The sequence below is a fragment of the bacterium genome (assembly GCA_030693205.1).
In the GTDB taxonomy this organism is placed as follows: Bacteria; Patescibacteriota; Minisyncoccia; order JAHIHE01; family JAHIHE01; genus JAHILZ01.
Genome location: JAUYBG010000022.1, coordinates 1 through 24,209 on the forward strand (window position 1 = coordinate 1; position 24,209 = coordinate 24,209).

24 protein-coding genes are annotated in these 24,209 nt (G+C 37.8%); 19 read left to right on the plus strand and 5 right to left on the minus strand.

Translation table 11 applies throughout. The features are described 5' to 3' along the window. Positions 1-147 precede the first annotated feature (147 nt). Both Q8N37_04745 and Q8N37_04750 read right to left on the minus strand, forming a co-directional pair. Entirely contained in the window at positions 148-1,713 is a 1,566-nt protein-coding gene (locus tag Q8N37_04745) for a DUF5677 domain-containing protein (GenBank protein ID MDP3057789.1), read from the minus strand. A gap of 24 nt (positions 1,714-1,737) precedes the next feature. Then, positions 1,738-2,151: a very short patch repair endonuclease gene (locus Q8N37_04750; GenBank protein ID MDP3057790.1), complete on the minus strand. Its 414-nt coding sequence runs from the start codon at positions 2,149-2,151 to the stop codon at positions 1,738-1,740. A gap of 98 nt (positions 2,152-2,249) precedes the next feature. Here Q8N37_04750 and lexA point away from each other — a divergent pair, with 98 nt between their 5' ends. Then, positions 2,250-3,827: a transcriptional repressor LexA gene (gene lexA, locus Q8N37_04755; GenBank protein ID MDP3057791.1), complete on the plus strand. Its 1,578-nt coding sequence runs from the start codon at positions 2,250-2,252 to the stop codon at positions 3,825-3,827. A gap of 2 nt (positions 3,828-3,829) precedes the next feature. Here lexA and Q8N37_04760 read toward each other — a convergent pair whose 3' ends face one another. Together Q8N37_04760 and Q8N37_04765 are read right to left on the minus strand one after the other, a co-directional pair. Further along, on the minus strand, positions 3,830-4,873 hold the full coding sequence (locus tag Q8N37_04760) for a hypothetical protein (protein ID MDP3057792.1): 1,044 nt from the start codon (positions 4,871-4,873) through the stop codon (positions 3,830-3,832). 3 nt (positions 4,874-4,876) lie between these two features. After that, positions 4,877-5,098 (minus strand): helix-turn-helix transcriptional regulator, encoded by a 222-nt coding sequence (locus tag Q8N37_04765; GenBank protein MDP3057793.1) that lies wholly within the window; start codon positions 5,096-5,098, stop codon positions 4,877-4,879. A 28-nt stretch (positions 5,099-5,126) separates the two neighbouring features. Between Q8N37_04765 and Q8N37_04770 the strand changes: the two genes are divergently transcribed. The 3 genes from Q8N37_04770 (at position 5,127) to Q8N37_04780 (ending at position 6,945) form a co-directional block, all read left to right on the plus strand. After that, positions 5,127-5,597, plus strand: coding sequence for a hypothetical protein (locus tag Q8N37_04770; protein ID MDP3057794.1), 471 nt, complete (start codon positions 5,127-5,129; stop codon positions 5,595-5,597). A gap of 83 nt (positions 5,598-5,680) precedes the next feature. After that, a complete protein-coding gene (locus Q8N37_04775) occupies positions 5,681-6,061 on the plus strand; it encodes a hypothetical protein (protein MDP3057795.1) in 381 nt (126 codons plus the stop codon). A 431-nt stretch (positions 6,062-6,492) separates the two neighbouring features. Next, positions 6,493-6,945 carry a hypothetical protein gene (locus Q8N37_04780; GenBank protein ID MDP3057796.1) on the plus strand — a complete coding sequence of 151 codons (453 nt, stop codon included), beginning with the start codon at positions 6,493-6,495 and terminating at the stop codon, positions 6,943-6,945. A gap of 26 nt (positions 6,946-6,971) precedes the next feature. On the opposite strand, the gene Q8N37_04785 is transcribed toward Q8N37_04780, so the two are convergent. Beyond that, positions 6,972-7,256: a hypothetical protein gene (locus Q8N37_04785; protein MDP3057797.1), complete on the minus strand. Its 285-nt coding sequence runs from the start codon at positions 7,254-7,256 to the stop codon at positions 6,972-6,974. Positions 7,257-7,703: 447 nt separating this feature from the next. Here Q8N37_04785 and Q8N37_04790 point away from each other — a divergent pair, with 447 nt between their 5' ends. The 15 genes from Q8N37_04790 to Q8N37_04860 all read left to right on the plus strand — a co-directional run bounded on the left by Q8N37_04790 (position 7,704) and on the right by Q8N37_04860 (position 24,153). Continuing rightward, a complete protein-coding gene (locus tag Q8N37_04790) occupies positions 7,704-8,204 on the plus strand; it encodes a Panacea domain-containing protein (GenBank protein MDP3057798.1) in 501 nt (166 codons plus the stop codon). A 12-nt stretch (positions 8,205-8,216) separates the two neighbouring features. Beyond that, entirely contained in the window at positions 8,217-8,600 is a 384-nt protein-coding gene (locus tag Q8N37_04795; GenBank protein MDP3057799.1) for a hypothetical protein, read from the plus strand. 301 nt (positions 8,601-8,901) lie between these two features. Then, entirely contained in the window at positions 8,902-9,879 is a 978-nt protein-coding gene (locus tag Q8N37_04800) for an LD-carboxypeptidase (GenBank protein ID MDP3057800.1), read from the plus strand. A 292-nt stretch (positions 9,880-10,171) separates the two neighbouring features. Further along, positions 10,172-12,058: an ATP-binding protein gene (locus Q8N37_04805; GenBank protein MDP3057801.1), complete on the plus strand. Its 1,887-nt coding sequence runs from the start codon at positions 10,172-10,174 to the stop codon at positions 12,056-12,058. A gap of 41 nt (positions 12,059-12,099) precedes the next feature. Continuing rightward, positions 12,100-12,477, plus strand: coding sequence for a response regulator (locus tag Q8N37_04810; protein ID MDP3057802.1), 378 nt, complete (start codon positions 12,100-12,102; stop codon positions 12,475-12,477). A 74-nt stretch (positions 12,478-12,551) separates the two neighbouring features. Continuing rightward, positions 12,552-13,223: a type II secretion system protein gene (locus Q8N37_04815; protein ID MDP3057803.1), complete on the plus strand. Its 672-nt coding sequence runs from the start codon at positions 12,552-12,554 to the stop codon at positions 13,221-13,223. A gap of 241 nt (positions 13,224-13,464) precedes the next feature. Next, positions 13,465-14,061 (plus strand): hypothetical protein, encoded by a 597-nt coding sequence (locus Q8N37_04820; GenBank protein MDP3057804.1) that lies wholly within the window; start codon positions 13,465-13,467, stop codon positions 14,059-14,061. Positions 14,062-14,068: 7 nt separating this feature from the next. Next, entirely contained in the window at positions 14,069-15,769 is a 1,701-nt protein-coding gene (locus tag Q8N37_04825) for a GspE/PulE family protein (GenBank protein ID MDP3057805.1), read from the plus strand. A gap of 94 nt (positions 15,770-15,863) precedes the next feature. Continuing rightward, positions 15,864-17,075 (plus strand): type II secretion system F family protein, encoded by a 1,212-nt coding sequence (locus Q8N37_04830; GenBank protein MDP3057806.1) that lies wholly within the window; start codon positions 15,864-15,866, stop codon positions 17,073-17,075. Between the two features lie 79 nt (positions 17,076-17,154). After that, positions 17,155-17,694: a type II secretion system protein gene (locus Q8N37_04835; GenBank protein ID MDP3057807.1), complete on the plus strand. Its 540-nt coding sequence runs from the start codon at positions 17,155-17,157 to the stop codon at positions 17,692-17,694. 16 nt (positions 17,695-17,710) lie between these two features. Then, positions 17,711-18,388, plus strand: a complete 678-nt coding sequence (locus Q8N37_04840; GenBank protein ID MDP3057808.1) for a hypothetical protein — start codon at positions 17,711-17,713, stop codon at positions 18,386-18,388. Between the two features lie 70 nt (positions 18,389-18,458). Beyond that, positions 18,459-19,484, plus strand: coding sequence for an ABC transporter substrate binding protein (locus Q8N37_04845; protein MDP3057809.1), 1,026 nt, complete (start codon positions 18,459-18,461; stop codon positions 19,482-19,484). Positions 19,485-19,486: 2 nt separating this feature from the next. Continuing rightward, positions 19,487-20,479: a HAMP domain-containing protein gene (locus Q8N37_04850; GenBank protein ID MDP3057810.1), complete on the plus strand. Its 993-nt coding sequence runs from the start codon at positions 19,487-19,489 to the stop codon at positions 20,477-20,479. 198 nt (positions 20,480-20,677) lie between these two features. After that, positions 20,678-21,889, plus strand: a complete 1,212-nt coding sequence (locus tag Q8N37_04855) for an ABC transporter substrate-binding protein (GenBank protein ID MDP3057811.1) — start codon at positions 20,678-20,680, stop codon at positions 21,887-21,889. A 218-nt stretch (positions 21,890-22,107) separates the two neighbouring features. Continuing rightward, positions 22,108-24,153, plus strand: coding sequence for an ATP-binding protein (locus Q8N37_04860; GenBank protein ID MDP3057812.1), 2,046 nt, complete (start codon positions 22,108-22,110; stop codon positions 24,151-24,153). Positions 24,154-24,209 lie beyond the last annotated feature (56 nt).

Below are 24,209 nucleotides of genomic sequence, written 5' to 3' on the forward strand. Positions count from 1 at the left end.
AAAAGGAAAACGAAACTTTTCTTTGGCTGTCTGCTCTGAACGAGCAGGGCGGCGGGGCTTCGCTTCGGCTCGGGCGAGGCGGAATTCCCCCCACAACCCCCTGCCGCCTCGCCCTCGCTTGGGCTGGCGAAATTTTTGACGGCGATTTTATTTTTGGCCAGTGATAAAGCCTAAGAATTTATACATTTTACGATAGCGAATTTTTGAATATATCCCTTTCCACCAAGAAATTTTCTCTGGCTTAGGTTCGCTCATAATCTTACAGTTGAGATCGGGATACTGAGAGTGTATGAGCTCTAAAATAAAATTTGTTATTTTTACTACGTCTTCCAACACGCCGGGTAACGGATAGACGGAAACCGAAGGAATAAGATGTAGTCTATGTAATGGATTTGCGCACATGGCGAAATTGGCTTCTCGTATTGCACCCCAATTGCCATGCGAAAAAGACGATGTCCAATCGTAATATGCGTCATAAATATCCTTACACCCAGCATCATCACTCATCTTTCGCAAATCTGAATCTGTCCAGTGCCCGAGATCTATATCAGAAAACTCCTCCCACTGATCTTCATTTGTTATTTCCTTCAGAAATGCCTCATCAATAAAAGATGGTTTGTCCTTCAAATCCCTGTTTTTTAGATAGCTTAATTTCATTTTCCCAATTCCATAATTTCGATAATCGCTCCATGTAGCTTCGTCTTTTTTCTTAATGAGATAAGAAAGTGTGATATAAGCTTCTACGCACGACCTAAGAGCTAGTCTGCCTATCATTCCTCTCGATAGATTCGTAGCGACTAATTCATCCAATAGTCTTAACGCATAGAAACCAAAACCAAATATTGCATCGTGTCTAGACTCAATGGCAGTAGATTCATCAGTCTTGAGATAATGAAGCAGAAGGAGATGTCTAGTTCTGTGAATTTGGTCGTGGCTTACTCTGATACTATCCTTTCTTTGTTCTTTTCTTGGCAGAGGTGCGCAGAGTGTTGATTGCAGGCATGCTTTCCAAAATTTCTCCGGCCAATCATTTTGTTTTCCTTCATTTCTCATTTGCATTCCAATTTCGGAAGCGCGTATAAAGGGACGCACGTGTCTCAAATCCCCGTAGTTTGGATATTCAAATACGCCTCGCAAGGTCTCATCAATTCCACCAATAGAGCTTGAAAATTTTATTTTTCCGCCGTGAATTTCGCATAAAAATTTAATCCATCTGCAATCGGTGGCCTCTTGCGATTGATGCCATAAAGTTGCACTCACGCCCTTTGCGAGAAAATCCGCGGTCTCTCCCTCGTCTTTTGGATCTCCTAAAATTTCTTTCCATTCACTATAGCCTGGAAGCGCGGGAAATATGACGAGCGAGCGCAAGATTTTTTGTGCTTCGGGATGTGATTCTTTAAGTAGGTTGATTAAGGCGATCCGGCTCTCTTTTGGCCAAGTCGCTATTCCCGAGTGTGTAACATCCGATAAGGTCGGATTTTTTCTCACCAGCTCGGCAACCTTTCGAAAAATATCAAGGGCTTCCTCTCGCTTTATATTTCCAATCAACAAAACAGCCCAGAGCATTTCCGGCATCCGATTATCTTTCCAAGAGGAAGGGCTCATTGGAAGTTGCCGAAACGGAGGGAGGAGAGTTTTACCTTCCCGTTTATGCTTAGAAATGTCCGTTGTGCGCTGTTCTTCGGTTTTTTTCTCTAATTTATCTTCTTGCATGGTATATGTGAATAACTCGCTCTTTTATACTTTCGATTTATTTATAAATTTACCAATTTCCCAGAATGCTTTAATCGGATTTTTTATTATTTCATGCTCCCAGATTCTCAAAATTTTCCACCCTTGTTTTTTCAGCTTTGCTCGATTTCTTTTATCGCGCAAGATATTTGATTTAATTTTTTCTCGCCAGTATTTTTTGGGAAGCCTCTTCTCATCTTTTAAAAAATATCTTCCGTGCCAGAAGTCCCCGTCAATAAAAATTGCTATCTTTTTTCTAGGAAAGGCGATGTCAGGGGAACCAGCGGCTTTTTTATAATGTTTTTGGAAATAGATTTTTCTTTTCCGGAGCTCGCAAAAAACAATGCGCTCAGCTTTTGTATTTTTCGAGCGAATTTTTGACATTATTTCGCTTCTTTTCTTTTTAGAAAAAACGTCCATAAAACATTGATTAAAAATCTGTGGATAACTACCGCTTTGATTTTCGGTTCCTTTTCGGTTATAATTGAATTGTAGCGCAAACTAACTTTTATAGCAATATGCAAACTCTGACAAAAAAACAAAAACTGGTCTTCGATTTTATAAATACATATCGAGCTGAAAATGGCATTTCGCCCACGATTGAAGAAATTAGGAAGAAGTTAAAACTTAGGGCGGTTTCAACAATTCACGAACATATAAATACCCTAAAAGAAAAAGGCTATCTTTCAAAATCTGATAATTCAGCAAGAGGCATCTCTCTTAAGAAAAAAATAAAATCAATTATTGAGATTCCAATTATTGGGAGAATTGCTGCCGGTCAGCCGATTGAAGCAATAGAGAATATAGAGGATACGATTTCACTTATAAATCCTAGCATTAAAACCTCAGAGGGTTATTACGCGCTCCGTGTTGTCGGTGAAAGTATGATTGACGAAGGTATTTTTGATGGCGATATTGTCGTGATTAAAAAACAATCAGTAGCAGAAAATGGACAGACAGTCGTGGCCATTATTGACGACAACGAAGCAACGCTTAAAAAGTTATATCGGGAAAAAACAAGATTTCGGCTAGAACCGAGAAATCAAAGCTTGCTCCCTTTTTATAGAAAAGAAGTTGAAGTGAGGGGCGTGGTTGTTCAGATAATTAGGAATATAGATACAAAAGAGGAGAAAAAACCACAAAAAAAGACAAGGCATGGATTCAGAACCATTGACCTATTTGCAGGTATTGGCGGAATAAGGATTGGTTTTGAAAATGCTGGTTTTAGCACTGTTTTTGCAAATGATTTTGAACCTCAATGTAAAGAAACATACGATCTTAATTTTAAGGATTCGAAATTAATTGTTGAGGATATAAGAAAAATCGGCATAGACGATTTGCCAGAATTTGATTTTTTATTAGGCGGGTTCCCTTGCCAAGCATTTTCTATCGCAGGATATAGGCAGGGATTTAACGACGAAAAAGGGCGTGGAAATTTATTTTTCGATATTGCGCGGATTATCGATGCTCGTAAGCCAGAAGGTTTTCTTCTAGAAAATGTAAAAAATCTAAAAAGCCATGACGGGGGAAAAACTTTCAAAATAATCGAGGAAACATTGAAAAATCTCGGCTACCACATAAAACCTAAAGTCTTAAATAGCATGGAATACGGGAATATTCCGCAGAATCGAGAACGAATTTATATTGTAGGTTTCAAAAATAAAGATTATGCCGACAAGTTTTCTTTTCCCGATCCGATAAAACTATCGAAAAAGATCAATGACTTGCTAGAAAAAAATGTCTCTGAAAAGTATTATTACAATGGAAAACCTTTATATGAAAAATTGAAAGGTTTTGTAAAAGAAGAAGGAAAAGTATATCAATGGCGCAGGCAATATGTCCGTGAAAATAAAAGCGGTGTTTGTCCAACGCTCACAGCAAACATGGGCATGGGGGGGCATAATGTGCCCATTATTAAAGATAAGAAAGGAATTAGGAAACTGACTCCGCTAGAATGCGCTCGCGTTCAAGGTTTCCCGGAAAATTACAAATTGCCGCAAATTGCAGATTCTGCCCTATATAAACAGCTTGGAAATTCGGTAAGCGTGCCAGTAATTGAGGCTGTCGCAAGACAAATGATGAAAGCAATGGAATAGGATTATATTTCTTTCGCGATGTGCTCAAGATTTTTTTCGGTTTCGGTGATTAATTTTTTGGACTGCAAAGACGGGATGTTTCTTTTCGCTATCCAAATATTATTTCTATTTAAAGCAGGGTTTCTCCCGACCGTATGAAGATTGAAAAGATATGTCTTCCCTTTTTCCAGATTGAATGTTCCAAGCACATCATTTGAAACTACAACATTAGTAAGGCAATGAATAAATCGCCGTGAGCTTTTTTGATTAAGTTTTTCGTATGATTCAATTTTGCCGTTGAATTTAATATTCCCAATAAACTTAGGATCTGGAAATTTGCTATCCATAACATATCTTTCGAGAACGCCATTTGAAAAAGTCCCGATCTTCTTTAGTTTTCCCTTGCCTATATTGCTGTCCGTCTGTTTTCCAGCAATTTCAAATATCTCTGTTTCATACATAAAAAAACCTTTCTTAAATTCGATGCCATGTTCATCTAGCTCTTTTCCAGATATGGCATATTCAATAACTATCTCGATATTTTCAATGCTGGTAAAATCTTTAAATATCTCAGACTTAAATTTGTCTCTAAGATAAATTCCCAACAGATCTTTTTGCTTGATATTCCCTTGATTGTTATTCTGTATATAAGCGCCTATGACAAAAATATTCTCTGGCTTAGATGATCTTTTAATCGTATCAAATTGTTCAAGCGTAAGACCGATCCACCGATCATCTTTGGAAATGTTTTTTATTTCCAAAAAACACTTGGGCTTTCTCTCTTTTCTATTTTCTACAACACTAACGATATCTGGTTCATTTAGAACTTCGTTGTTTTGCTTGATATCGAAATCTAAAATATAATCTTTGCTCGGATTTAATGATTTAAGAACATTAGCAACTCCAAGCTCAACGAGTTTTCCCAGAATGAAACTGTCCAAAACTCCGCCCAAACCTCTTGAAGCCCCAGATGTTCGAGAAGACTGAGATTTTTTTGGTTCAAGATGATACCTAAGGGCAAAGTTAAACGCGGTATCGAAATCTTTTCTTGTAATTTTATATTTCATAATCTATTTAATAAAAAACGATATGTCTTTCCGATATATTTTTGCGAATTCCCGTAAATGAACAATGTCAATACGCCGCTGACCCGCTTCAACCTTGGAAACATGGGATTGTGTCTTGCCGAGCAATTTTGCAACTTCTGCCTGATCTAAGCCCGCTCCTTGGCGAGCTTTTTTTAATTGCTCAACAATGTATTTATGGTCTTTTGAATAAATTGCTTTTGTCATATTAGTATTTTTATTATAATATGCCATTGTGTCATATTCCAAATTGTCATATACTAAATTAGGGAGTTCTGCAACCTTTTCCGCGCAGGGAGGGTGGGGCAAGGAAAAGATTATTTCCGCCGTCAAAAATTTCGCCAGCCCAAGCGAGGGCGAGGCGGAAGGGGGGTGTGGGGGGAATTCCGCCTCGCCCGAGCCGAAGCGAAGCCCCGCCGCCCTGCTCGTTCAGAGCAGACAGCCAAAGAAAAGTTTCGTTTTCCTTTTAGAAGAAAAAATCGGGCGCGCGCAAATAAAAAATCGTGAACAAAACTTTTCTTTGTCGGAGCGAGCATCAGCGAGCGGCGGCGGGGCGGAGCATCAAAATTCAGCGTTCGGATTTTCGCTAAAAAAAGTTCGGATTTCGTTCAGCGTTCGGAGCTGTCAAAATAACCGCTTATCTAAGCGGTTATTTTTAATACCACCGACTATTGACTTTTGGCTTAAAACCTGCTATACTGGCTAGTCATGATGTAGAAATCGTGGCGAAAAATCCTAGACTTACAGCAATGTAAAAATAGGTATGCATATTCTGGAGGAAAAATAAATATGAAAGATGAAAGAGGACTTGAAGCAATAAAAGAGCTCAAAAGATTAAAAAAAGGATATTGTTTTGAAACAGCAAAGCTTGATGCGCTAAAAATAAAGCAAGCTGTTAGAAACAAAATAATCAGTTGGGACGAGTTAAAAACAACTGATGAAAAAATTGACCTGTATGTTAAAGAGGTTCAGCGACGAGAAGCTATTAGGTATTTGGGGCATTTAATATGTGATCAAGATTTTGGCCTACAGCCCGCTATGCACTTTGCAGAAGTAGTAATACAAGCTACTAAAGATGGCGTAATCAGTTTGTATGAGTTAAAAATAACCAACAAAGAGATTGATCAGCTTCTTGTACAGATAAAAGAAAAAGAAAAACTTCGTAAATAAACTAAAAATTTTAAAGCAATTAAGGGAGCTATATTAAAAGCAAAATTCCCTTTTCATTTTCCAAGTCCACAAAATAATTTGTAGATTTAGAAAAGCCCCTGATGGAATCATCGGAGGCGAAATTGTTCTTTTAAAAAAATCCTTTATGGAACAGATGTAATAAATACGATTTTTACTATATTTGTTCCGTAAAGGAAAATAATGGAGGATTAAAATGGCAAATGTTAATTGTATTAAAGAAAAAATCGCAAAGAAAGTTCCTACAGAGAAACAAAATTATCTAACATATCAAACGAAAGCTGACTGATTGCTATCGTTTATGCTTAGAATAGATTTTTTTCATCTTGCATGTGAATATCCTATTGGAAAACGATATTTCTGAATAGAATAAAACGGGAACAAAGGAAGAGATAATCAGGAGGAGTTTATAGATGAAGTACGAAAAGATTAATGGGACAACCCATATATATGTAGGGAATGACGAAACAGAGCTTGATGTAGCGCGGGCTATATTAAAAGCTTCTTTTGCAACAGCAAGGTCATTGGCGGAAGGAGTAATAATAGAGCCGAATTACACAACTCCAGGCATAGTTTTGGGAACAATACTTTATGACAAAAATGATTCTATTTCAAACAAGGATGTAGATTCTCTGATTCAATTCGGTGTATCATTATTGCCTTTTAAAAAAGCAAATAATGTGCAACGATTTGGTTTAGATTCTTACCAAGGAAGAAGATGTAAGACTGACATAGAAAAAGTGAATAAAAAACACTTTACCCCTGATAACTATATTTTTGAAAGAGATAGAGGTGCGCCCGATAAAATGCTGGACATGGCCAATGAAATTTTGGCTAAAGAAAAAATAACAAAACGACACAAATAAAGAGTGAATCATGCGGTTTACTCTTTTTAATTTAGCATACTTATTGCTTCAAATTTTAAAAATCCAAATTCTAGATTTAAACCTTTCCAGTCAAAAGTTCTGAATGCGTCCAGTAGGGGGAGCATTTCTGGACACTTGTTATATTTTACAAGTGCATCGAAGGGCTTTTTAAGCTCAAACAAAAGATTTCTTTCGTTTAAACGGCAGTTCTGAAGCAAGTAATTCAGCAATTGCCGTTTTTCGTTTGGTTCAGAACTTTCAAAAATTTCTGAAGCCCTTTGTGATAGGCTTAATACTTGATTTACAGCCAAATAGTAGCTTTCATCGGCTATACTATGCCTTTGCATTTTTTCAAGCAGTCCTTGTTGTATTTCTTTATATTCTTTTAACTTATTGTCATAGATGTCGCTAGTAATCCGCCTCGTTCGGCTTTATCCTATTTTTCGTATTCGTGCCTCGTTGGAATTATTGCATTTATTCTATCAAATATGGTTGAAATTGCAATATTAAGCATAAACAGCAATGTTGCGTTTTAATGCAAAATTCATCTGATCATGTTAAATTGTGGATAACATAATTAGTCATTAAAACCAGAATGTGTTATAATTAATTATAGGATTGTGTCTGACTATTGACATCTAGTGTTAAAGTGGTATAGTTAAATGTCCTACACTTATAAATGAATTTACTGACTATCTCTGTAATAATGTTATTATAAGCTGGAGTATAAGTTTGTATAATATCATTTAAATAGATCTATGGTTAATACTACATGCCCAAAAATTGACGAGCGTATATATAAAAACGCTGTTTTGTATTTTATTAAGTATTGTAATAATCAGTATTTACACGGCACAAAACTTAATAAGCTTTTATATTATCTTGATTTTGTATATTTTCGTGATCATAAAAAATCTATTACTGGAGATTTATATATTCATCAAGAATATGGTCCTGTACCCTCACATGCTGGCGAAATACTTACTGAACTTAATAGTGACCAAGCGATTGATATTCAAACCATTGACTACAAAAATGGCGAAATGATAAATTTTAAGATTAAAGATTCAACAAAATTAGACGAGTCTGTTTTCTCCGTTGATCAAAGTAAACTGCTTAAGCAAATTTGTGACGAATTCGGAAATTGGCCGACCGATAAAATCGTTGCGCAGACGCATCTTGAAGCGCCTTGGTTTTATTCAAAACCGTATGAAGTTGTCGATTATGCCTATGCAAGCGACATTGATTTCTTTCGGTAATTTGTTACGCATATGGCATGGATTTATGTTGAAAGAGAACAGTTTGTCCGCATGTGCGATAAGATCGTTATTTCTATTACTGTACGTGAAGCAATTAAATCATGGGCACCTACTGTAGGTCGGAATGAAATTCCTCGTCAAAAGCTTGTTTATAGATCACCAAAAAATAGTTATGAAGCTTGGGCCGCTGGTATACCGAATCCCGATAGTAATAAAGGGAAAAGTGGTGGTTATCGGATTGTTTATTATCTTATTCTTAGAGAAAATACTATTAATCTTGATTTTATTGAAGAACGTAAAGAGCTTGGCTTCCATGGCGAAGGTCACCGAAAAAAAGATAAGTATAATGATTATATCCGAGATTTAAAAGAATATTTAAAAAAACTTGATTCGTAAAAAAGCATGATTTTAGTCTGCTTTTTTATTTACTATAAATCGCAATTCAACATTTTCAAGTTTTTTAAAAAGTTAAATTCTTGATTTAATGTTTTCCAATCAAATGTTCTGAATGCGTCCAGTAGGGGGAGCCGATTATTTTTGTGGCAAATGATCCGTCCCCGTCCAGAAAGCTGAAAAAGCGAGTAAAATCTCGCTTTTTTGGTTACTCGTTTTATGTTAGAAATGACAGATACCCGTTGCTTAAAAGCTGATTTTATGGTAATTTAAATTAAATAATAACTATAAATCTATGCAAATTATTAAACCAGCAAAACTTAAAAAAGGCGATGAAGTGCGAGTTATTGCGCCATCAAGATCAATGTCGATTATCGCCGAAGAAAGTAAAAATATCGCGAATCGTCGATTTTTCGAAATGGGGTTGAAATTGAGTTTTGGCAAACACATTGAAGAAGTAGACGAATTTGTTTCCTACTCAATCGAATCGCGCATTGAAGATTTGCATGAGGCGTTTAGTAATCCTGATGTAAAAGCGATTTTTACCGTGATTGGCGGATTCAATAGTAACCAGCTTTTAAGATACATTGATTGGGATTTAATCAAGAAGAATCCAAAGATACTCTGTGGCTTTTCCGATATTACCGCTTTGAATAATGCGATATATGCCAAGACAGGCCTGATAACTTATTCTGGGCCACACTATTCAACTTTTGGCCATGAGCTGTATTTTGACCATACTTTAGAATATTTTAAAAAATGTTTACTTCAAGACAAACCTTTTGAAGTCTTACCAAGTAAAAATTGGACTGATGATATGTGGTGGGCGGATCAAAAAAATAGAAATCTTGTTCCTAACCCTGGTTGGCTAGTGATAAACGAAGGAGGAGCAGAAGGAACGATTGTTGGTTCTAATCTTTGCACATTTAATCTTTTACAAGGAACTGAGTATTTCCCTAGCTTAGAAGGTTCGGTATTGTTTCTCGAAGACGATGAAGAATCAAAGCCATATCATTTTAATAGAGACTTGCAATCCCTCATTCATCTTCCTGAGTTCAAAGGAGTGAAAGGAATTGTTATCGGTAGATTTCAGAAGGCTAGCCAGATGACAGATGATAAATTAATCAAGATAATAAAGACCAAAAAAGAATTGGATAAAATTCCAGTCATTGCCAATGTAGACTTTGGACATACTGATCCAATAATCACTTTTCCAATTGGCGGAACAGCAAGAATGCGAGTAGAAAAAGAAAATTCAAAACTAGAGATTATCGAACATTAGCTAATAAACAGGTATAATTTTAAATCGTTTTTGCTGTAAATACGTTCCAACTTCCTTCCTGCGTCTCGCTTCTTCGTCGATTGGCGGATTAAGCGAGGCAAGCGAACCTTCAATGACAAATAACAAAATTAAAAAGCTGTAAAGTCAAATTAATTTATTTTAGCATTTGTTGTTGAGATATAAAGCCGAGTATTAATTAAAACTCGGCTTTATGCTATAATGAAAGTAATTCAAAATGTAAATATTAAAAACTAAGCGAGCATTTTGATTTTTTTCATTTTGGTTTTTTATTATGCGACTGAATTTATTTTTTAAATTATTTTTGCCGATCGTTGCCGCTTTTGTTATTTTTATAGCAGCTGTTTTTTTAGCTGTTTCCAGCGATATTAAAAATGATAATATCGCAGTGCTGATTATTTTTGGCGGATTATTCCTTTTACTGGCAATGCTTGCTTTGTTTTTAGACTTTTTCGTCATTAAGCCGATTAACGCGACTAGAGAAGCGATTAGCAAGATCAGGCAGGGAGATTTCAAGCAAAGAGTCATGATAAAAGCTGATGATGAAATAGGCTATATGATCAAAGTGTTCAATGAGATGATGGATAGCATTCAAAATTCAGACAAAAAAATAAAAGAAGAGCGTCAGGAGCTTCAAGCGATCCTTTTTTCGATGGGCGAAGGATTGTTGGTTTTGGACAAAGATCTGAATATTATTTTGTTGAACAAGACGGCCGAAAAACTTTTGAATGTAGTTGCAAAAAACTCGGTTGGCAAGCATATTAAAAAAATTTTAGCGCTTCTAAAGGGCGACAAGGAGCTTCCTCCGGATGAATGGCCGGCTAGAAGAATGTTGAAAAGCGGAAAGAGCGTATCGGTCACCATTAAAGATAATATTTATTATAAGAGTGTTTCCGGAAGGGTGTTTCCGGTAGAAATTACCACTGCTCCTTTTGTCAGAGAGGGGATTATCGGCGCGATTGTTGTTTTCAGGGATGTCAGCGAGTTAAAAACTGCCGAAGAAGATCGCGAATTTGCCCGCATTAATTTGGAAAGCGCTTTAAAAAGCGTTTATGTTGAACGCGACATCGCACAAGAGCAAAAAAACAGGCTGGAAACGATCCTTGATAGCATTGGAGACGCTGTGTTCGCGATAGACGAAGAAAAAAAGATCATTATTTTCAACCCGGCGGCGGAAGCGCTTACCGGTTTTAAATTTACCAAATTGCGCGGGGTTGTTTATAATAAATATTTGAAATTCTTAGACGAGGTTACCAAAAAAGAAAAAACAAAACATATTGACAGGGCGCTAAAAGGAGATGTTGTTGTCGCGGACAGGCATTTTGTTTTAATGATTAAAAGAAGGAGTTTGATTTATATCGAAGAGCGCATTACGTCAATCAAGAACCGGCAGGGAAAAATTATGGGCTGTATCGTGGTTTTTCGCGATATTACCGCTAAAAGAAAACTGGAAATGATGCGTTCCGATTTTATTTCTATCGCTTCCCACCAATTAAGAACTCCGCTTTCCGCGACAAAATGGTTTTTGGAAATTTTGGTTAACGGCGACGTGGGCGCTCTTAAAAAGAAACAATTGGATATAGTAAAAGAAACGTATGTTAATAATCAGAGCATGATCAATTTGGTGAACACGATGCTTAGCATGTCCCGCATCGAAAGCAAACAGCTGATTATTAATTTAGAAAAGATAAAAATAGAAGATACTGTCGAAAAAATTTTGAGCGAGCTTAAGCCGCTGCTGGAAAAAAAAGACCAAGAAATAAAGTTTTTGGGGATGGAGGACAAGCAACTTGAGATAGAAACAGACAAAGTTTTACTTAAAAATATTATTGATAATTTGGTTATTAATTCGTCAAAATATAGTCCCAGCGGCGCGGACATAATCGTTAAAATAGTAAAGAAAAATTCCAGTTTATTATTATTTTCAGTGGCTGATAAAGGAATAGGAATACCTAAGGCGGAGCAGTACAAGATTTTCAAAAAGTTTTCCCGCGCTAATAATGCCGTGTCTTATAATGCCAGCGGCACAGGCTTGGGACTGTATATCGTGAAGTCGATTTTAGACGTGTTTGGGGGTAAAATATGGTTTAAATCAAGCGAAAATAAGGGATCGGTATTCTATTTTTTCTTGCCAATAAGTAAAGGATATTGTAAAATATAAGATATGCGGCGGCATAAGCAATAATTTTTTAAAAAAGCGATATGAAAAAAGAAAAAACAAAAATTCTAATTATTGAAGATGATAGTTTTTTGATCAAAGCTTATCAGATAAAATTCGAGAGATCGGGCTATGATGTTTTGGTGGCGCTGGATGGAGACGAAGGATTTAAGATGGCTAAAAAAGAAATGCCTAAATTGATCGTTTTGGACCTGATGCTGCCGAAAATGAACGGGTTTGAATTTTTAAAAAAGATCAAGAGCGACGAAAGCATGAAAGGCATTCCCGTAGTGGCGCTTTCCAATCTTGGGCAGAGATCGGATCAGGAAAAAGCGTTTTCTTTGGGAGCGGTTGAATATTTTATTAAAACAGAGTATACATTGGAAGAGATCATTAATAAGATCAGCAAGTATATAAAATAGTTTGCTGTTTCACGATCCGCCGGCTGGCGGATAAAATTCTAATGTTAAAATATTAATTAAAAGGAGGTGAAAGAATGAAAACGAGCAAAAATCTAACGAAAGGTTTTACACTACTTGAGCTTTTGATCGTGATCGCGATTTTGGCGATTTTGTCAGTCACCCTGGTGTTGATCTTAAACCCGGCGGAAAGTTTGAAAAAAAGCCGCGATACTCAGAGAATGAGCGATCTCTCTACTATAAAAACCGCGATTGGTTTATATTTAACTAGTGTTAATCCCGCTTATTTGGGAGGAGCGGCGGCGAACACCGCTTGTAAAACCGGTGCCGGAGCTGGTACTTGGGCGGCCAATGATAAGATTTTTTATTCGGTTGATTCCACAACTCTCATTACGGGCACTTTGGATGGCAGCGCGCTTGTAGTTGCCGGGCAAGTGGTGGCGGCTGATATAGGCAAGACTGACGGAACAGGCTGGCTGCCTGTCAATCTAAGCGGGATAACAGGGGGTTCCCCAGTTTCCAATATGCCGCTTGATCCGACAAATAGCATTGGCACTTATTCCGCCGTTACCAACCTCGACAAAGTTTATCGCTACGCTTGCCACGATACTAATTTAACTTTTGAAATAGACGCTGTGTTGGAGAGCAGTGAATTTAGCAATAAAATGACCAAAGACGGCGGTAATAACACTGCTTATTATGAAGTTGGGACAAAGCTGGATATCTTGGGTGCTGGAACGGATTTTTAAATTATTTAGAGTTTTGTCAGATAAAAATATTTTGATAGATCGTTCGATTGGTATCTACGGCTTACGTTTGATATTGGGTCTAACGATCTATCTTAATATTAGCCATGGAAGTAAAATTTTCAATTTACAATTCTCAATTTTCAATGAATTTTCAATGTTTTAATTTTCAATTTGAAAATTAGTTCATTGGGATTTGATTGAAAATTGGCGCTTGAAAATTGTAAATTTTTATATTTAACAGATGAATATTGCAAATATTCTAAACATTCTGATTTTCGCCGTTCCGCTTTTTTGGCTTGGTGTTATTTTAGTTTCCTGGTTTAAGACTCGCGAGCTTGATCTTAAACTGATCAAGCGCGGGGTTCTGATCGTGATAGCGCTTTTTATTTTGCAAGGCGCTTATCTCACGATCGCGACTTATAATGCGTGGAAATTGGATCCGATGAGCCGCTATCTTCTGCCGCCGCATAATACATGGTATTTTGCCAGTTACGCCTATTTTCATTTTTGGCGGCCGGAAGTCGTTAATTTGTTCGTTGGAACGATCTGGGCGGGCTTTTTGTTTTTAATTAATAAATTTTCGCAAGAGAGATTTTTTGAAAAATCCGATATCTATCTTGCTTTTTTTACCGCTTTCGTCGTGGGTTGGCCGAAATTTTTCGCTTATTTAGCCATTGCTTTTGGATTGTTAACATTGAAAGGAATTATAAACGCGATCATTTTAAAAGATAAAAGCCGGCTTGCGCTCACTACGAGCATTGCTTTGAGCGCGCTGGTTGTCGCGGGATTCGGCAATCTTATTATGAAATTGCAATTTTTTGATAATTTAAAACTTTAAAGCGATTATGCATATAAATCAAAAAGAAATAAAAAAAATAATCTTAGATTCCGGGATCGTCGAGGGCGCGGATTATGAAAAAGCGGATAAAGACGCGGAGCGCTTTGGCTTAAAAATAGAAAATGTTTTGATCGGCAACAATCTTATCACGGAAAAATATTTGACCGAGTTGTTGTCGGAATATTTGGGCGTTCCGGCGGCAAATCTTTTGAGCGAGGAAATAAAATTCAGCGATATGGAACTTTTGAGCGAGGTGGCGGCCAAGAAAATGCAAGCGGTTGTTTTTGGGCGGGAAAAGGAATTTTTGCGCGTCGCGATGACAGACCCTCTGGACCTGCAGGCGATCGAATATATCAGGGCTAAGACAAAAATGCCGGTCAAGGTTTATATTACCGGACTTACCGATCTTAAAGAAACATGGAAGAAATATCAGAAAGATATCGGCAAAGAATTCCATCAGATCATAAAAGAGAATGTCGAACGGGCCAATGCCAGCAAAGGCGACGCGGTGAAAATCGCGCAAGATCTGCCGGTGATCTCGATTCTCGACACAATGCTTAGTTATGCCGTGGCGCATAATTCTTCGGATATTCACATCGAGATATTTGAATCAAAAGTCGTAGTGCGCTACAGGATCGACGGCTTGCTGCACGATGTCATTGATCTTCCTTTGGTGATCCATCCGGCGCTTATCGCGCGCATCAAAATATTGGCGAATTTGCAAATTGACGAGCATCGCGTTCCGCAGGATGGCAGATTCAGGTTTAAGTCCGAAGATCAGGATATTTCCATCAGAGTTTCCATTATGCCGACTTTTCACGGAGAAAAAGCAGTGTTGCGCATCTTGGCCGGATCAGCCCGGCCGCTTAATCTCACGGATCTCGGTTTGAGTGAAAAGCATCTGGAAATCGTGAAAAACAATATTTCAAAAACTCAAGGATTGATCTTGGTCACCGGTCCCACCGGCAGCGGCAAGACCACGACGCTTTATACTATTCTTCATCTTCTCAATAAGCCCGAAGTCAATATTTGCACCATTGAAGATCCGATCGAATACGACATTACGCGTATTAATCAGACCCAGGTAAATCCTAAAACCGGAATTACTTTTGCCGAAGGCTTGCGGTCTTTTTTGCGCCAAAATCCGAATATTATAATGGTGGGAGAAATTCGCGATAAAGAAACTTTGGAAATGGCCATTCACGCTTCGCTCACCGGACACTTGGTGCTCGCCACGCTTCATACCAATGATGCCGTGCTGTCCATTCCGCGCTTGATAGACATGGGCGCCGAACCGTTTTTGCTTGCTTCCACTCTTTCGATGATAGTGGCGCAAAGATTAGTGAGAAGAAATTGCACCAATTGTTTGGCCAGCAATAAATTAAAAAAAGACGTAACGCAGATAATAAAAAAGCAATTGGCGCTTAACCCTTATAGCAAATTTGACGTGAAAGCTCTGGATACGGCCTATCATTCGAAAGGATGCAATATTTGCGGAGGCACCGGCTATCGCGGGCAGGTGGGAATTTACGAGATCTTGGAATTAACGCCGGCGATAAAGAACCTGATCGTTGTAAGTCCTGACGGCGATAAGATCAAAAAACAGGCGGCCAAAGACGGGATGACTTTTTTGTTTGAAGACGGACTGGAAAAAGTGCAGAGAGGGGAGACGACAGTTTCCGAAATCCTCAGAGTGATCAGAGAGTAAGATTCACGATTTATGATATATGATTTACGATTTATGAACGAGTTGGATTTTTCTTAAATCTTAAATCTTAAATCTTAAATCTTAAATCATTTTTGTGCCTACATTTGTCTATACTGCCGCGAATAATCAGGGAGAAATTATAAACGGGGAATTGGAAACGCCGGACAAAAGAACCGTGTCCGACTACCTAAGCCGGCAGGATCTAACGATCATCTCCATTCATACCAAAAAAATTTCGGTAGAAGGTTTTGAATTTGATATTTTTTCGAGCGTCTCATCGCAAGACCGGATAATGCTCGTCAAACACCTTACGACAATTATCAAGGCAGGGCTGACGCTCAAGGAAGGCATTGAAATAGTATTGTACGATACCAAGAAAAAAGCGCTGAAGAAAATTTTAACCGAAGCAAAATTTGATCTGGAAAAAGGCCAGCCGCTTTCCGTTGCTTTTAAAAAATATCCAAATGTTTTTTCTCCGATTTTTATCGCGTTCTTGGAAGCGGGAGAAGCTTCGGGCACGCTTGATCAATCATTGGAACATTTAGGAGTTTCTCTTTCGAAAGAATATAAATTAATGCAAAAAGTATGGGGCGCGATGGTTTATCCGATGGTTTTGATATTTGCTTCAGCCGCCATCGTGGCTATTTTAATGATTTTTGTCGTGCCTAATCTGATCAAAGTTTTCAGTCAGAGCAAAAATGAACTTCCTTGGATCACCAAGCTGATCGTCGCGATAAGCAGTTTTTTGACCGGCAATATTTATTTGATCTTAGGAATTTTATTGATTGCCGGCATCGCTATTTTTTATTTTCGTTCGGCTGTTTTTTTTCAGAGGACGATCTATCAGGTGATTTTTAAAATTCCGCTAGTGTCTGCTTTGTATCAAAAAATAATTTTAGCCAGGTTCGCCAGGATCCTCGGAACCCTTTTGGCCAGCGGAGCGACGATCCTAAAAGCTTTGGATATCTCTTCTCAAGCGGTCGGACAAAATCGCTATCTTGATACGATCAAGAATTTAAAAGCTGAAGTAGTGCGGGGCGTTTCTCTGGGAAATGCTTTTAAGCACCAGGGAGAGGTTTTCCCCTATATGCTTTCCAGCATGGTTAGCGTCGGCGAGAAAACCGGAAAAACCGATTCTATTTTAATAGATTTGGCGGAATTTTATGAGGAAGAAATAGACAATAGTTTGAAAAGTTTAGTGTCATTGATCGAACCGCTTCTCCTTTTGGTTATGGGCGCGGTGGTGGCCGGAATAGCTTTCGCTGTTATTTTGCCGATCTATCAACTAGTGGGATCGGTACGTTAATGCACAGATTTAGGATTTATGAATTATGATTTATGAATAATTCAAAATCCTAAATCTTAAATCCTAAATCTTAAATCAGATGAACAATCGTGGTTTCAGTTTATTGGAATTAATAATCGTGATGGCGATTTTGGCTATTCTTTCCAGCGGCGCGGTGATTTGGTTTTTCGGGTATCAAGGGCAGGCTGAGGTTGACTCAACTTCTAAAATGATAGTTGACACTTTGCGCGATGCCCAATCGCGTTCGATCAGCGGAAAAGACTTTAAGGCGTGGGGTGTATGTTTTAGCGCACAGGAAAATAAATTTGTTTTATTCCGGAATGATTGCAATAGCAATGGCGCGATGGATAATGGCGAAACAGGGGTGGATTGCGGAGGCGGCGAGTGTTTTGACTGCGATCTGAAATGCAACGGAGTCGCCGTTAAAGAAGATAATTATTTAGCGTCTTTTGTTAAGATCGGCAATGTCTCTCTTTTGGGCGGAGGAAATAAAATTATTTTTAATAATCGGGGAAGCGGCGCGGCGCAATACGGGACAGTAAGGATTGAGCAAACGAATAGTAGCGCGAGTTTTAAAGATATTATTGTTACTTCTCAGGGAAAAATTGACAGGCAGTAAATAGGATAGTAATTATATGGAAAAAATTTTAAATCAAAAAGGCGCGCTTTTGCTGGAAATATTGCTGGCGGTTTTGGTCGGCGCGACGATTATCGGCGCGGTTAGCGGGCTGGTTTATGTAAGCCAAAAAAGCGGGCAGAATTCCGGCGCCAAAAGTTCGGCTATTTCTTTGGCCGAGGAAGGATTTGAGGCGATGCAATCGATTAGCGAGGCGGATTGGCATAATATTTATTTGCCGCCGACAGGCAGCGGCGATCCGGATACTGATAAAGGAATGGCAAAGCCGTATTATGTTTACAAAAGCGGCTCTTCCTGGGCGCTTGGCAGTGTGGTTGTCGGCAATGAGGGAAATATTTCAATTGATGGTATAATATACGCAAGAAAGATCTACATTGAGAATATTACCCGCAAAAAGACGCTGGAAAGGCCGATTTGCACGGAAGCGGAAAATTGCGCGCCTGACGAAAAAGTGAAAGATCTTTCCACGCAAAAGATCAAAGTGGTGGTCTCAAAAAGCGGCAGCGCGGATATTACGCTTGAAGAATATTTAACGCGCTGGAAAAATAATACTTTCAGCCAAAGCAATTGGTCCGGGGGTTCGGGGCAAGCGGATTTTTCCGATTCGTCGAAGTATGATTCGGATGACGGGAATATCGATACCGGCACGCCCGGGAGCATTAAGCTTAAACAGTAGATTTTTAGTTTATGGTTTAATAACGATAAATAAAAATTATTTTGTTTTAATAATTTAATAAATTTAAAATATGGACAAAAAGTATATAATCATTGGCGCGGTTTTAATTTTAATCGCGGCAGCAGCAGCCGTCGGGTTTTTGGGGCAAAAAGGCGGAGAAAAAACAACCAATACAAGCGGAGTGCCGTCTGTCAAATATGCGGGCAAAAAAATTCTTTTTGTGAATTCTTATCATGAGGGTTATGAGTGGAGTGATGGCGTAGCAAAAGGTATTGTTGGAGTTTTGAAAGACACGGGAGTTGAACTTAAAACTCATTGGATGGATACCAAGAGAAATGATTCCGATCAATTTGGAAAAGAAGCGGGGCTGCTGGCAAAATCGGTTATTGAAGAGTTTAAACCCGATGTTGTCATAGTTTGTGATGATCCCGCGTTCAAGTATTTAGTCAAGCCATATTACAAAGACGCAAAATTGCCTTTTGTTTTTTGTGGTATAAACTGGGATACTTCTATCTACGGAACGCCTTACAAAAATGCTACGGGTATGGTAGAAATAAGTTTAACCCCCCAGCTCATCTCTATGCTGAAAGAGCATTCAAAAGGGACAAGAGTTGGATTTATAGCCGGGAATACCTCTACCGACAAGAAAAACGCGGAATATCAAAGTAAAATGTTCAATATAAATTTTACAAAAATATATCATGTTAACACTTTTAATGAATGGAAAGCGGCGTTTTTGAATCTTCAAAATGAAACGGATTTGGCAATACTCGAAAATAATGCCGGCATAGTAGGTTGGGATAGCGAGGCGGCAGAGGCATTTGTTTTGGAAAACATAAAGATTCCTTTAGGTACATTCCAATCTTTTATGATGAAGTACGTGCTAATAGGACTGATAAAAATACCGGAGGAGCAGGGGGAATGGTCTGCTCAAACCGCGTTAAAGATACTGGATGGCGCCAGTCCGGAGAACATTCCCGAAGCAACAAACAAAAAAAGCGATTTAATGCTGAATTTAAAAATCGCGAAGAAACTAAACGTATCTTTTACTCCCGTCTTGATAAGAACGGCAAAAACTATAATTAAGGATGAATAATTATGAAAATAAGCAATAAAATTTCTCTTTCTTTTTTGGCGTTTTTCTTTCTTTTTTTAATGTTCTTTATTGTTGGCAGCTACACGCTTTCCGTTGTTAGCGATAAATTCTCCGATATTATTCCGTTAAATAATCAGAATGTAATTTTACAAGAACAGATAAGTCGCATAAGCTTATTTGAGTCTGAGTTTAATGCGTATATTGTGATTGGAAGCAAAGAACTTAAGGCGGCAATTAAAGATTATTCCGAAGAATCCTCTCAAGAAATATATACTCTTGTTAATGACGAGAAGAAGAAAGAAGAATTCAAGATGGCTTTCCTTGAGCTCGGCGGGAATATTAATTTTTTAATTGAAATAAACGAACAATCTGAAAATAAGCCTGTTTTGAATAATCAAATTCTTAAAGTGTATGAATCAATAGATAAGCTAAGGGTGCTTGAAAATAAATTATTAGATTACAAAACGAATGAATTACAAAATATTATCAAAGAACAAAAAGATATTATAGCAAAGATAATAAAACTATTTTTATTTTTTTGCGTATCCATTTTAGTTATCGGATTTTTTCTCATTCTTTTTTTAAGAAAAACTGTTGTGCCAATAACAAATCTAAGAAACGCGGCAATTAATATCGGTAAAGGAGATCTTGATATAAAAATTGCAGTGGAAGCAAGCGATGAAGTTGGCGAGTTGGCCTCCGCTTTTAACGAAATGGTAATTAAACTAAAAGGGTCTTATTTGATATTAGAGCAAAAAGTTAAAGAAAGAACCAAAGATCTTGAAACGGAAAGAGGGAGTTTGGAAAAGAAAGTCAAGGAAAGAACGGCGGATCTGGAAAAATTAAAGGAAGGATTGGAAGAAACCGTGGCTAAGCGATCCGAAGAACTTAATAAAAAATTGACAGAATTAGAACGGGTAAATAAATTGATGGTCGGCCGCGAATTGAAAATGGTGGAGTTAAAGAAAGAAAACGAGGAGTTAAAAAAGGAATAAAGAGTTTTGTCCATAAAGGCAAGCCAAAAGGCGTAGCCTGGGTGCTCCAAATTCTAATAAAATTTTCAAGACAGTAGTCGCAGAAAATTTTATTAGAATTTGGGCAAAGGTCGAATAAAATAATTAACCAATTAATAAAAATATGAATAAAAAGTACGCAATCGGCGGTTTAGTTTTAATTTAAACAATCAATAAAATATGTCAAAAAAATTATTTATCACATCAATTGTTTTATTAGTTATTATTTCTGGCGCGATATTTGTTTATTTTAAGACCCCAAAACCGGAATCTTCCGGAACGCGGGATGTTGTTCCGGGGGTCACTGCCACGGAAATCATCGTCGGCTCGTCTTCTGCCCTAAGCGGACAAATCGGCTATCTCGGAAGCGCTTATATTAAAGGAGCAATGACGCGCATCAATCAGATAAATGAAGAAGGCGGGATTTACGGAAGAAAAATAAGAGTAATCGCCTATGATGACCAGTACGACCCTGCGAAATGCGTTGTAAATACCCAAAAATTGATTGAAGAAGATAAAGTTTTTGCCTTGTTCAATTATACGGGAACACCAACGGCAGTCAAAATTATTCCCATGGTGGAAGAAAAAAAAATTCCCTTGGTGGGATTATTAACCGGGGCTAACACGCTTAGAGAACCGTTTAGAAAATACATCTTTAATATCAGGGCGTCTTATTATCAGGAAATCGAGTTGGCGGTTAATTATTTCACGGAAGATTTAAGACTTAAAAAGATCGGGGTTTTCTATCAAGCCGATGCCTATGGATTAGATGGACTTGAAGGAGTAAGGATCGCTCTTCAAAAAAAAGGAAAAGAATTAATAACCGCCGTTTCCTATGTCAGGGGAACAATGGATGTTGAAGAAGCAGTGGAAGCTATTGTTAATTCCGGCGCCGAAGCGGTGACAATGGTCGGCACTTCTTCTCCATCAGCAAAATTTGTCAAATTAGTTAAACAAAAAAAACCAGGAATGCTTTTCCACAGCGTCTCTTTCGTTGGTCCCGAAGAATTTATGAAAGACTTGGAAGGTTCCACCGAAAATGTTTTTGTCACTCAGGTCGTTCCTCCGGTCAACGAATATGAAGCCAAACTTTTTGAAGGAGTAGCTTTATATAGAAATGCTCTTAAGAAATATTATCCCGGAGAAAATCCCAGCTTTGGAGGAGGAGAAGGTTTTATTAACGCTAGAATTTTAATTGAAGCCCTAAGAAGAAGTGGCAAAGATCTAACCAGAGAAAAGTTTATGGAGTCTTTAGAGTCAATCAAAGATTACTCAGTTGGTATGGGGTCGGCGGTAAGTTTTGGCCCCAATGACCATCAGGGAATAGACAGTGTTTATTTAACAATAATAAAAGATGGAAAATTTACCCTTTTCTTTTCCCCCCCCCATTGAATTTAATCGGTAGTTAAGGAATTTCAATGAATGGCAAATCCTAAAACTTCGCTTTAGGATTTGCCTAAAGCGAAGTTTTAGGATGTAACTGATAAAACTAAAATAGGCGATTTCGTAACCCAATCTAATTGATAATACTAATGGAAAATAAAATATCCTCACTATTCAGCAGGATAATTGGCGGTTTTAAAATTAGAACCAAGCTTCTTTCCTTTTTTTTGATTATAATCCTGATAACTTCAGGAATTAGTATTTTAATTGTCTATTTTTTACTGAATAAAATCCTGACAAATGAGTTGTTGAACAGAGTTACTATTGCTGCCAATAGTTTGGCGATTAACTTAACCGACCCTATTTTAATCAGCGATAAAGACAGAATTGTTGATTTGATTTTTAACGAAAAATTCTCTCGTAAAGATATTGTTTATGTAATGGTCATTGATGAGAAAAACCAAATTATCGAAAGCACTTCGAGCAAAGCACAATCAGAAACTCTTCTTCACAAAAATCTCTTATTTCCCGGAGAGAATACCCAGATTAAATCAATTCAATACGAAGTCGGGGAAGATATTTACGATATTGCCATAAGATTGGAATATAACAAAGGAATTTTAAGGACAGGCTACTATAAAAAACAAATTAATAAGGCGGTGATGGACATCATTTTATTTTTAATTCTTGGCTTACTGGTTTCTTTATCAATCGCCATAGCCCTCGTTTTTTTATTTGTCAATATAATCGTAAAGCCGATTAAAGATTTGGAAAGAATGGTTGCTGAGATCGCTGCGGGCAATTTAAAACAAAAGGTTTTAATAAAATCAAACGACGAAATCGGCCAACTGGCGGCAAGTTTCAATAATATGGCCGAAAGTTTAAAAAATACTTATGATAATTTAAAAGAAAAAGAAGAAGGATTGAAAAAAGCGAATTTTGAAGCTAAAGACAGGATCATTGAACTAAAAAAAAGCAACGATTTGCAGATAAGTGCCAAAACGGCTATGCTTAACCTGTTGGAAGACGCGCATCAAATGGAGCAAAAAATTAGAGAAAAAACAAAAAGCTTGGAAAAGAAGACGGAAGAGTTGTCGGAAAAAAATACTGAAATTTTAAAATCACTGGAAAAAGAGAAGATTTTGGAGTATCATTTACAAAAAGAGCGTGATCATGTTGAAGCAATTGTCAATTCGGTCAATGATAGTATTTTAGTGCTGGGGATAAGTTTGAACGTGCTTCTCGTTAATGATTCTACCGAGAAAATACTGGGAAAATCAAAAAACGACTTAGTCGGAAAATATTTAGGGGATATCATAGATATCTACAAGGATAATAAAAAGTTTTCATACAGGAATTGTTTTATTCTTAACGCGGTATTTTCAGAAAATCGCATAACGACAAAAATAGGAGAAAATTATTCATATGTTGACAGGGACGGGGAAAAAATACCGATTGTTATGGCGGTTTCTTCTCTGCGGGGGACGGGCCGCGACCGCGGAGTTGTGCTGATGATCAGAGACATTACTAGCGAGAAAAAACTGGATGACGCGAAGATAGGTTTTATTTCCACTGCCAGCCATCAGTTGCGCACGCCGCTTACGTCGCTTCGGTGGTTCTCGGAAATGCTCTTGGAAGGGGATGCGGGCAAGATGAATAAAAACCAAAAAACTTTTCTTAACAATATTTACGAAGGCGTCGTTCGTATGATAAATCTGGTGAATCTTTTGCTGCAGATGGCGAGGGTTGAAGCCGGAAGAGTGAAGATAGAGCCGGTAGCGGTTAATTTATCCAAGATGACGGAAAGTGTCGCAACGGCTTTTAAAGCGGATCTCGAAAAGAAAAATCAAAAAGTGGTAATAAAGGCAATTCCCAAAAAAATTCCGGACATTTATATGGATTATGACGTTATTTGGCAGGTGCTTCAAAATTTGATTTCCAATGCCATAAGATATTCTCCGAAAAAAGGAGTTATTACGGTAAAAATAGAAAAAAAGGATAAATTTGTCGAGTTGTCGATCAAAAATGAAGGAATCGGAATTCCCAAAAGCCAGCAAGAAAGGATCTTTGAAAAATTTTATCGGGCGAATAACGCCGTACAAGCGGCGCCCGAGGGGTCCGGTCTGGGATTGGCGCTGGTAAAATTATTAGTGGAAGGGTGGCGCGGAAAAGTGTGGTTTGAATCAAAAGAAGGCAAGGGCGCGACCTTCTTCATCACCATACCGCTTAGCGGCATGGAAGCCAAAGAGGGCGAAGTGAAATTGGCGGTATAAATATAACTAAATAAATTTGTAAAATGCTTATTTGTCATTGCGAGGAGCTTGGGCGG

Coding starts and splice junctions, on each gene's coding strand:
- Q8N37_04745 (MDP3057789.1), bottom strand. CDS start 1,713: ATGCAAGAAGATAAATTAGAGAAAAAAACCGAAGAACAGCGCACAACG.
- Q8N37_04750 (MDP3057790.1), bottom strand. CDS start 2,151: ATGGACGTTTTTTCTAAAAAGAAAAGAAGCGAAATAATGTCAAAAATT.
- lexA (MDP3057791.1), top strand. CDS start 2,250: ATGCAAACTCTGACAAAAAAACAAAAACTGGTCTTCGATTTTATAAAT.
- Q8N37_04760 (MDP3057792.1), bottom strand. CDS start 4,873: ATGAAATATAAAATTACAAGAAAAGATTTCGATACCGCGTTTAACTTT.
- Q8N37_04765 (MDP3057793.1), bottom strand. CDS start 5,098: ATGACAAAAGCAATTTATTCAAAAGACCATAAATACATTGTTGAGCAA.
- Q8N37_04775 (MDP3057795.1), top strand. CDS start 5,681: ATGAAAGATGAAAGAGGACTTGAAGCAATAAAAGAGCTCAAAAGATTA.
- Q8N37_04780 (MDP3057796.1), top strand. CDS start 6,493: ATGAAGTACGAAAAGATTAATGGGACAACCCATATATATGTAGGGAAT.
- Q8N37_04790 (MDP3057798.1), top strand. CDS start 7,704: ATGGTTAATACTACATGCCCAAAAATTGACGAGCGTATATATAAAAAC.
- Q8N37_04795 (MDP3057799.1), top strand. CDS start 8,217: ATGGCATGGATTTATGTTGAAAGAGAACAGTTTGTCCGCATGTGCGAT.
- Q8N37_04805 (MDP3057801.1), top strand. CDS start 10,172: ATGCGACTGAATTTATTTTTTAAATTATTTTTGCCGATCGTTGCCGCT.
- Q8N37_04810 (MDP3057802.1), top strand. CDS start 12,100: ATGAAAAAAGAAAAAACAAAAATTCTAATTATTGAAGATGATAGTTTT.
- Q8N37_04815 (MDP3057803.1), top strand. CDS start 12,552: ATGAAAACGAGCAAAAATCTAACGAAAGGTTTTACACTACTTGAGCTT.
- Q8N37_04820 (MDP3057804.1), top strand. CDS start 13,465: ATGAATATTGCAAATATTCTAAACATTCTGATTTTCGCCGTTCCGCTT.
- Q8N37_04825 (MDP3057805.1), top strand. CDS start 14,069: ATGCATATAAATCAAAAAGAAATAAAAAAAATAATCTTAGATTCCGGG.
- Q8N37_04835 (MDP3057807.1), top strand. CDS start 17,155: ATGAACAATCGTGGTTTCAGTTTATTGGAATTAATAATCGTGATGGCG.
- Q8N37_04840 (MDP3057808.1), top strand. CDS start 17,711: ATGGAAAAAATTTTAAATCAAAAAGGCGCGCTTTTGCTGGAAATATTG.
- Q8N37_04845 (MDP3057809.1), top strand. CDS start 18,459: ATGGACAAAAAGTATATAATCATTGGCGCGGTTTTAATTTTAATCGCG.
- Q8N37_04850 (MDP3057810.1), top strand. CDS start 19,487: ATGAAAATAAGCAATAAAATTTCTCTTTCTTTTTTGGCGTTTTTCTTT.
- Q8N37_04855 (MDP3057811.1), top strand. CDS start 20,678: ATGTCAAAAAAATTATTTATCACATCAATTGTTTTATTAGTTATTATT.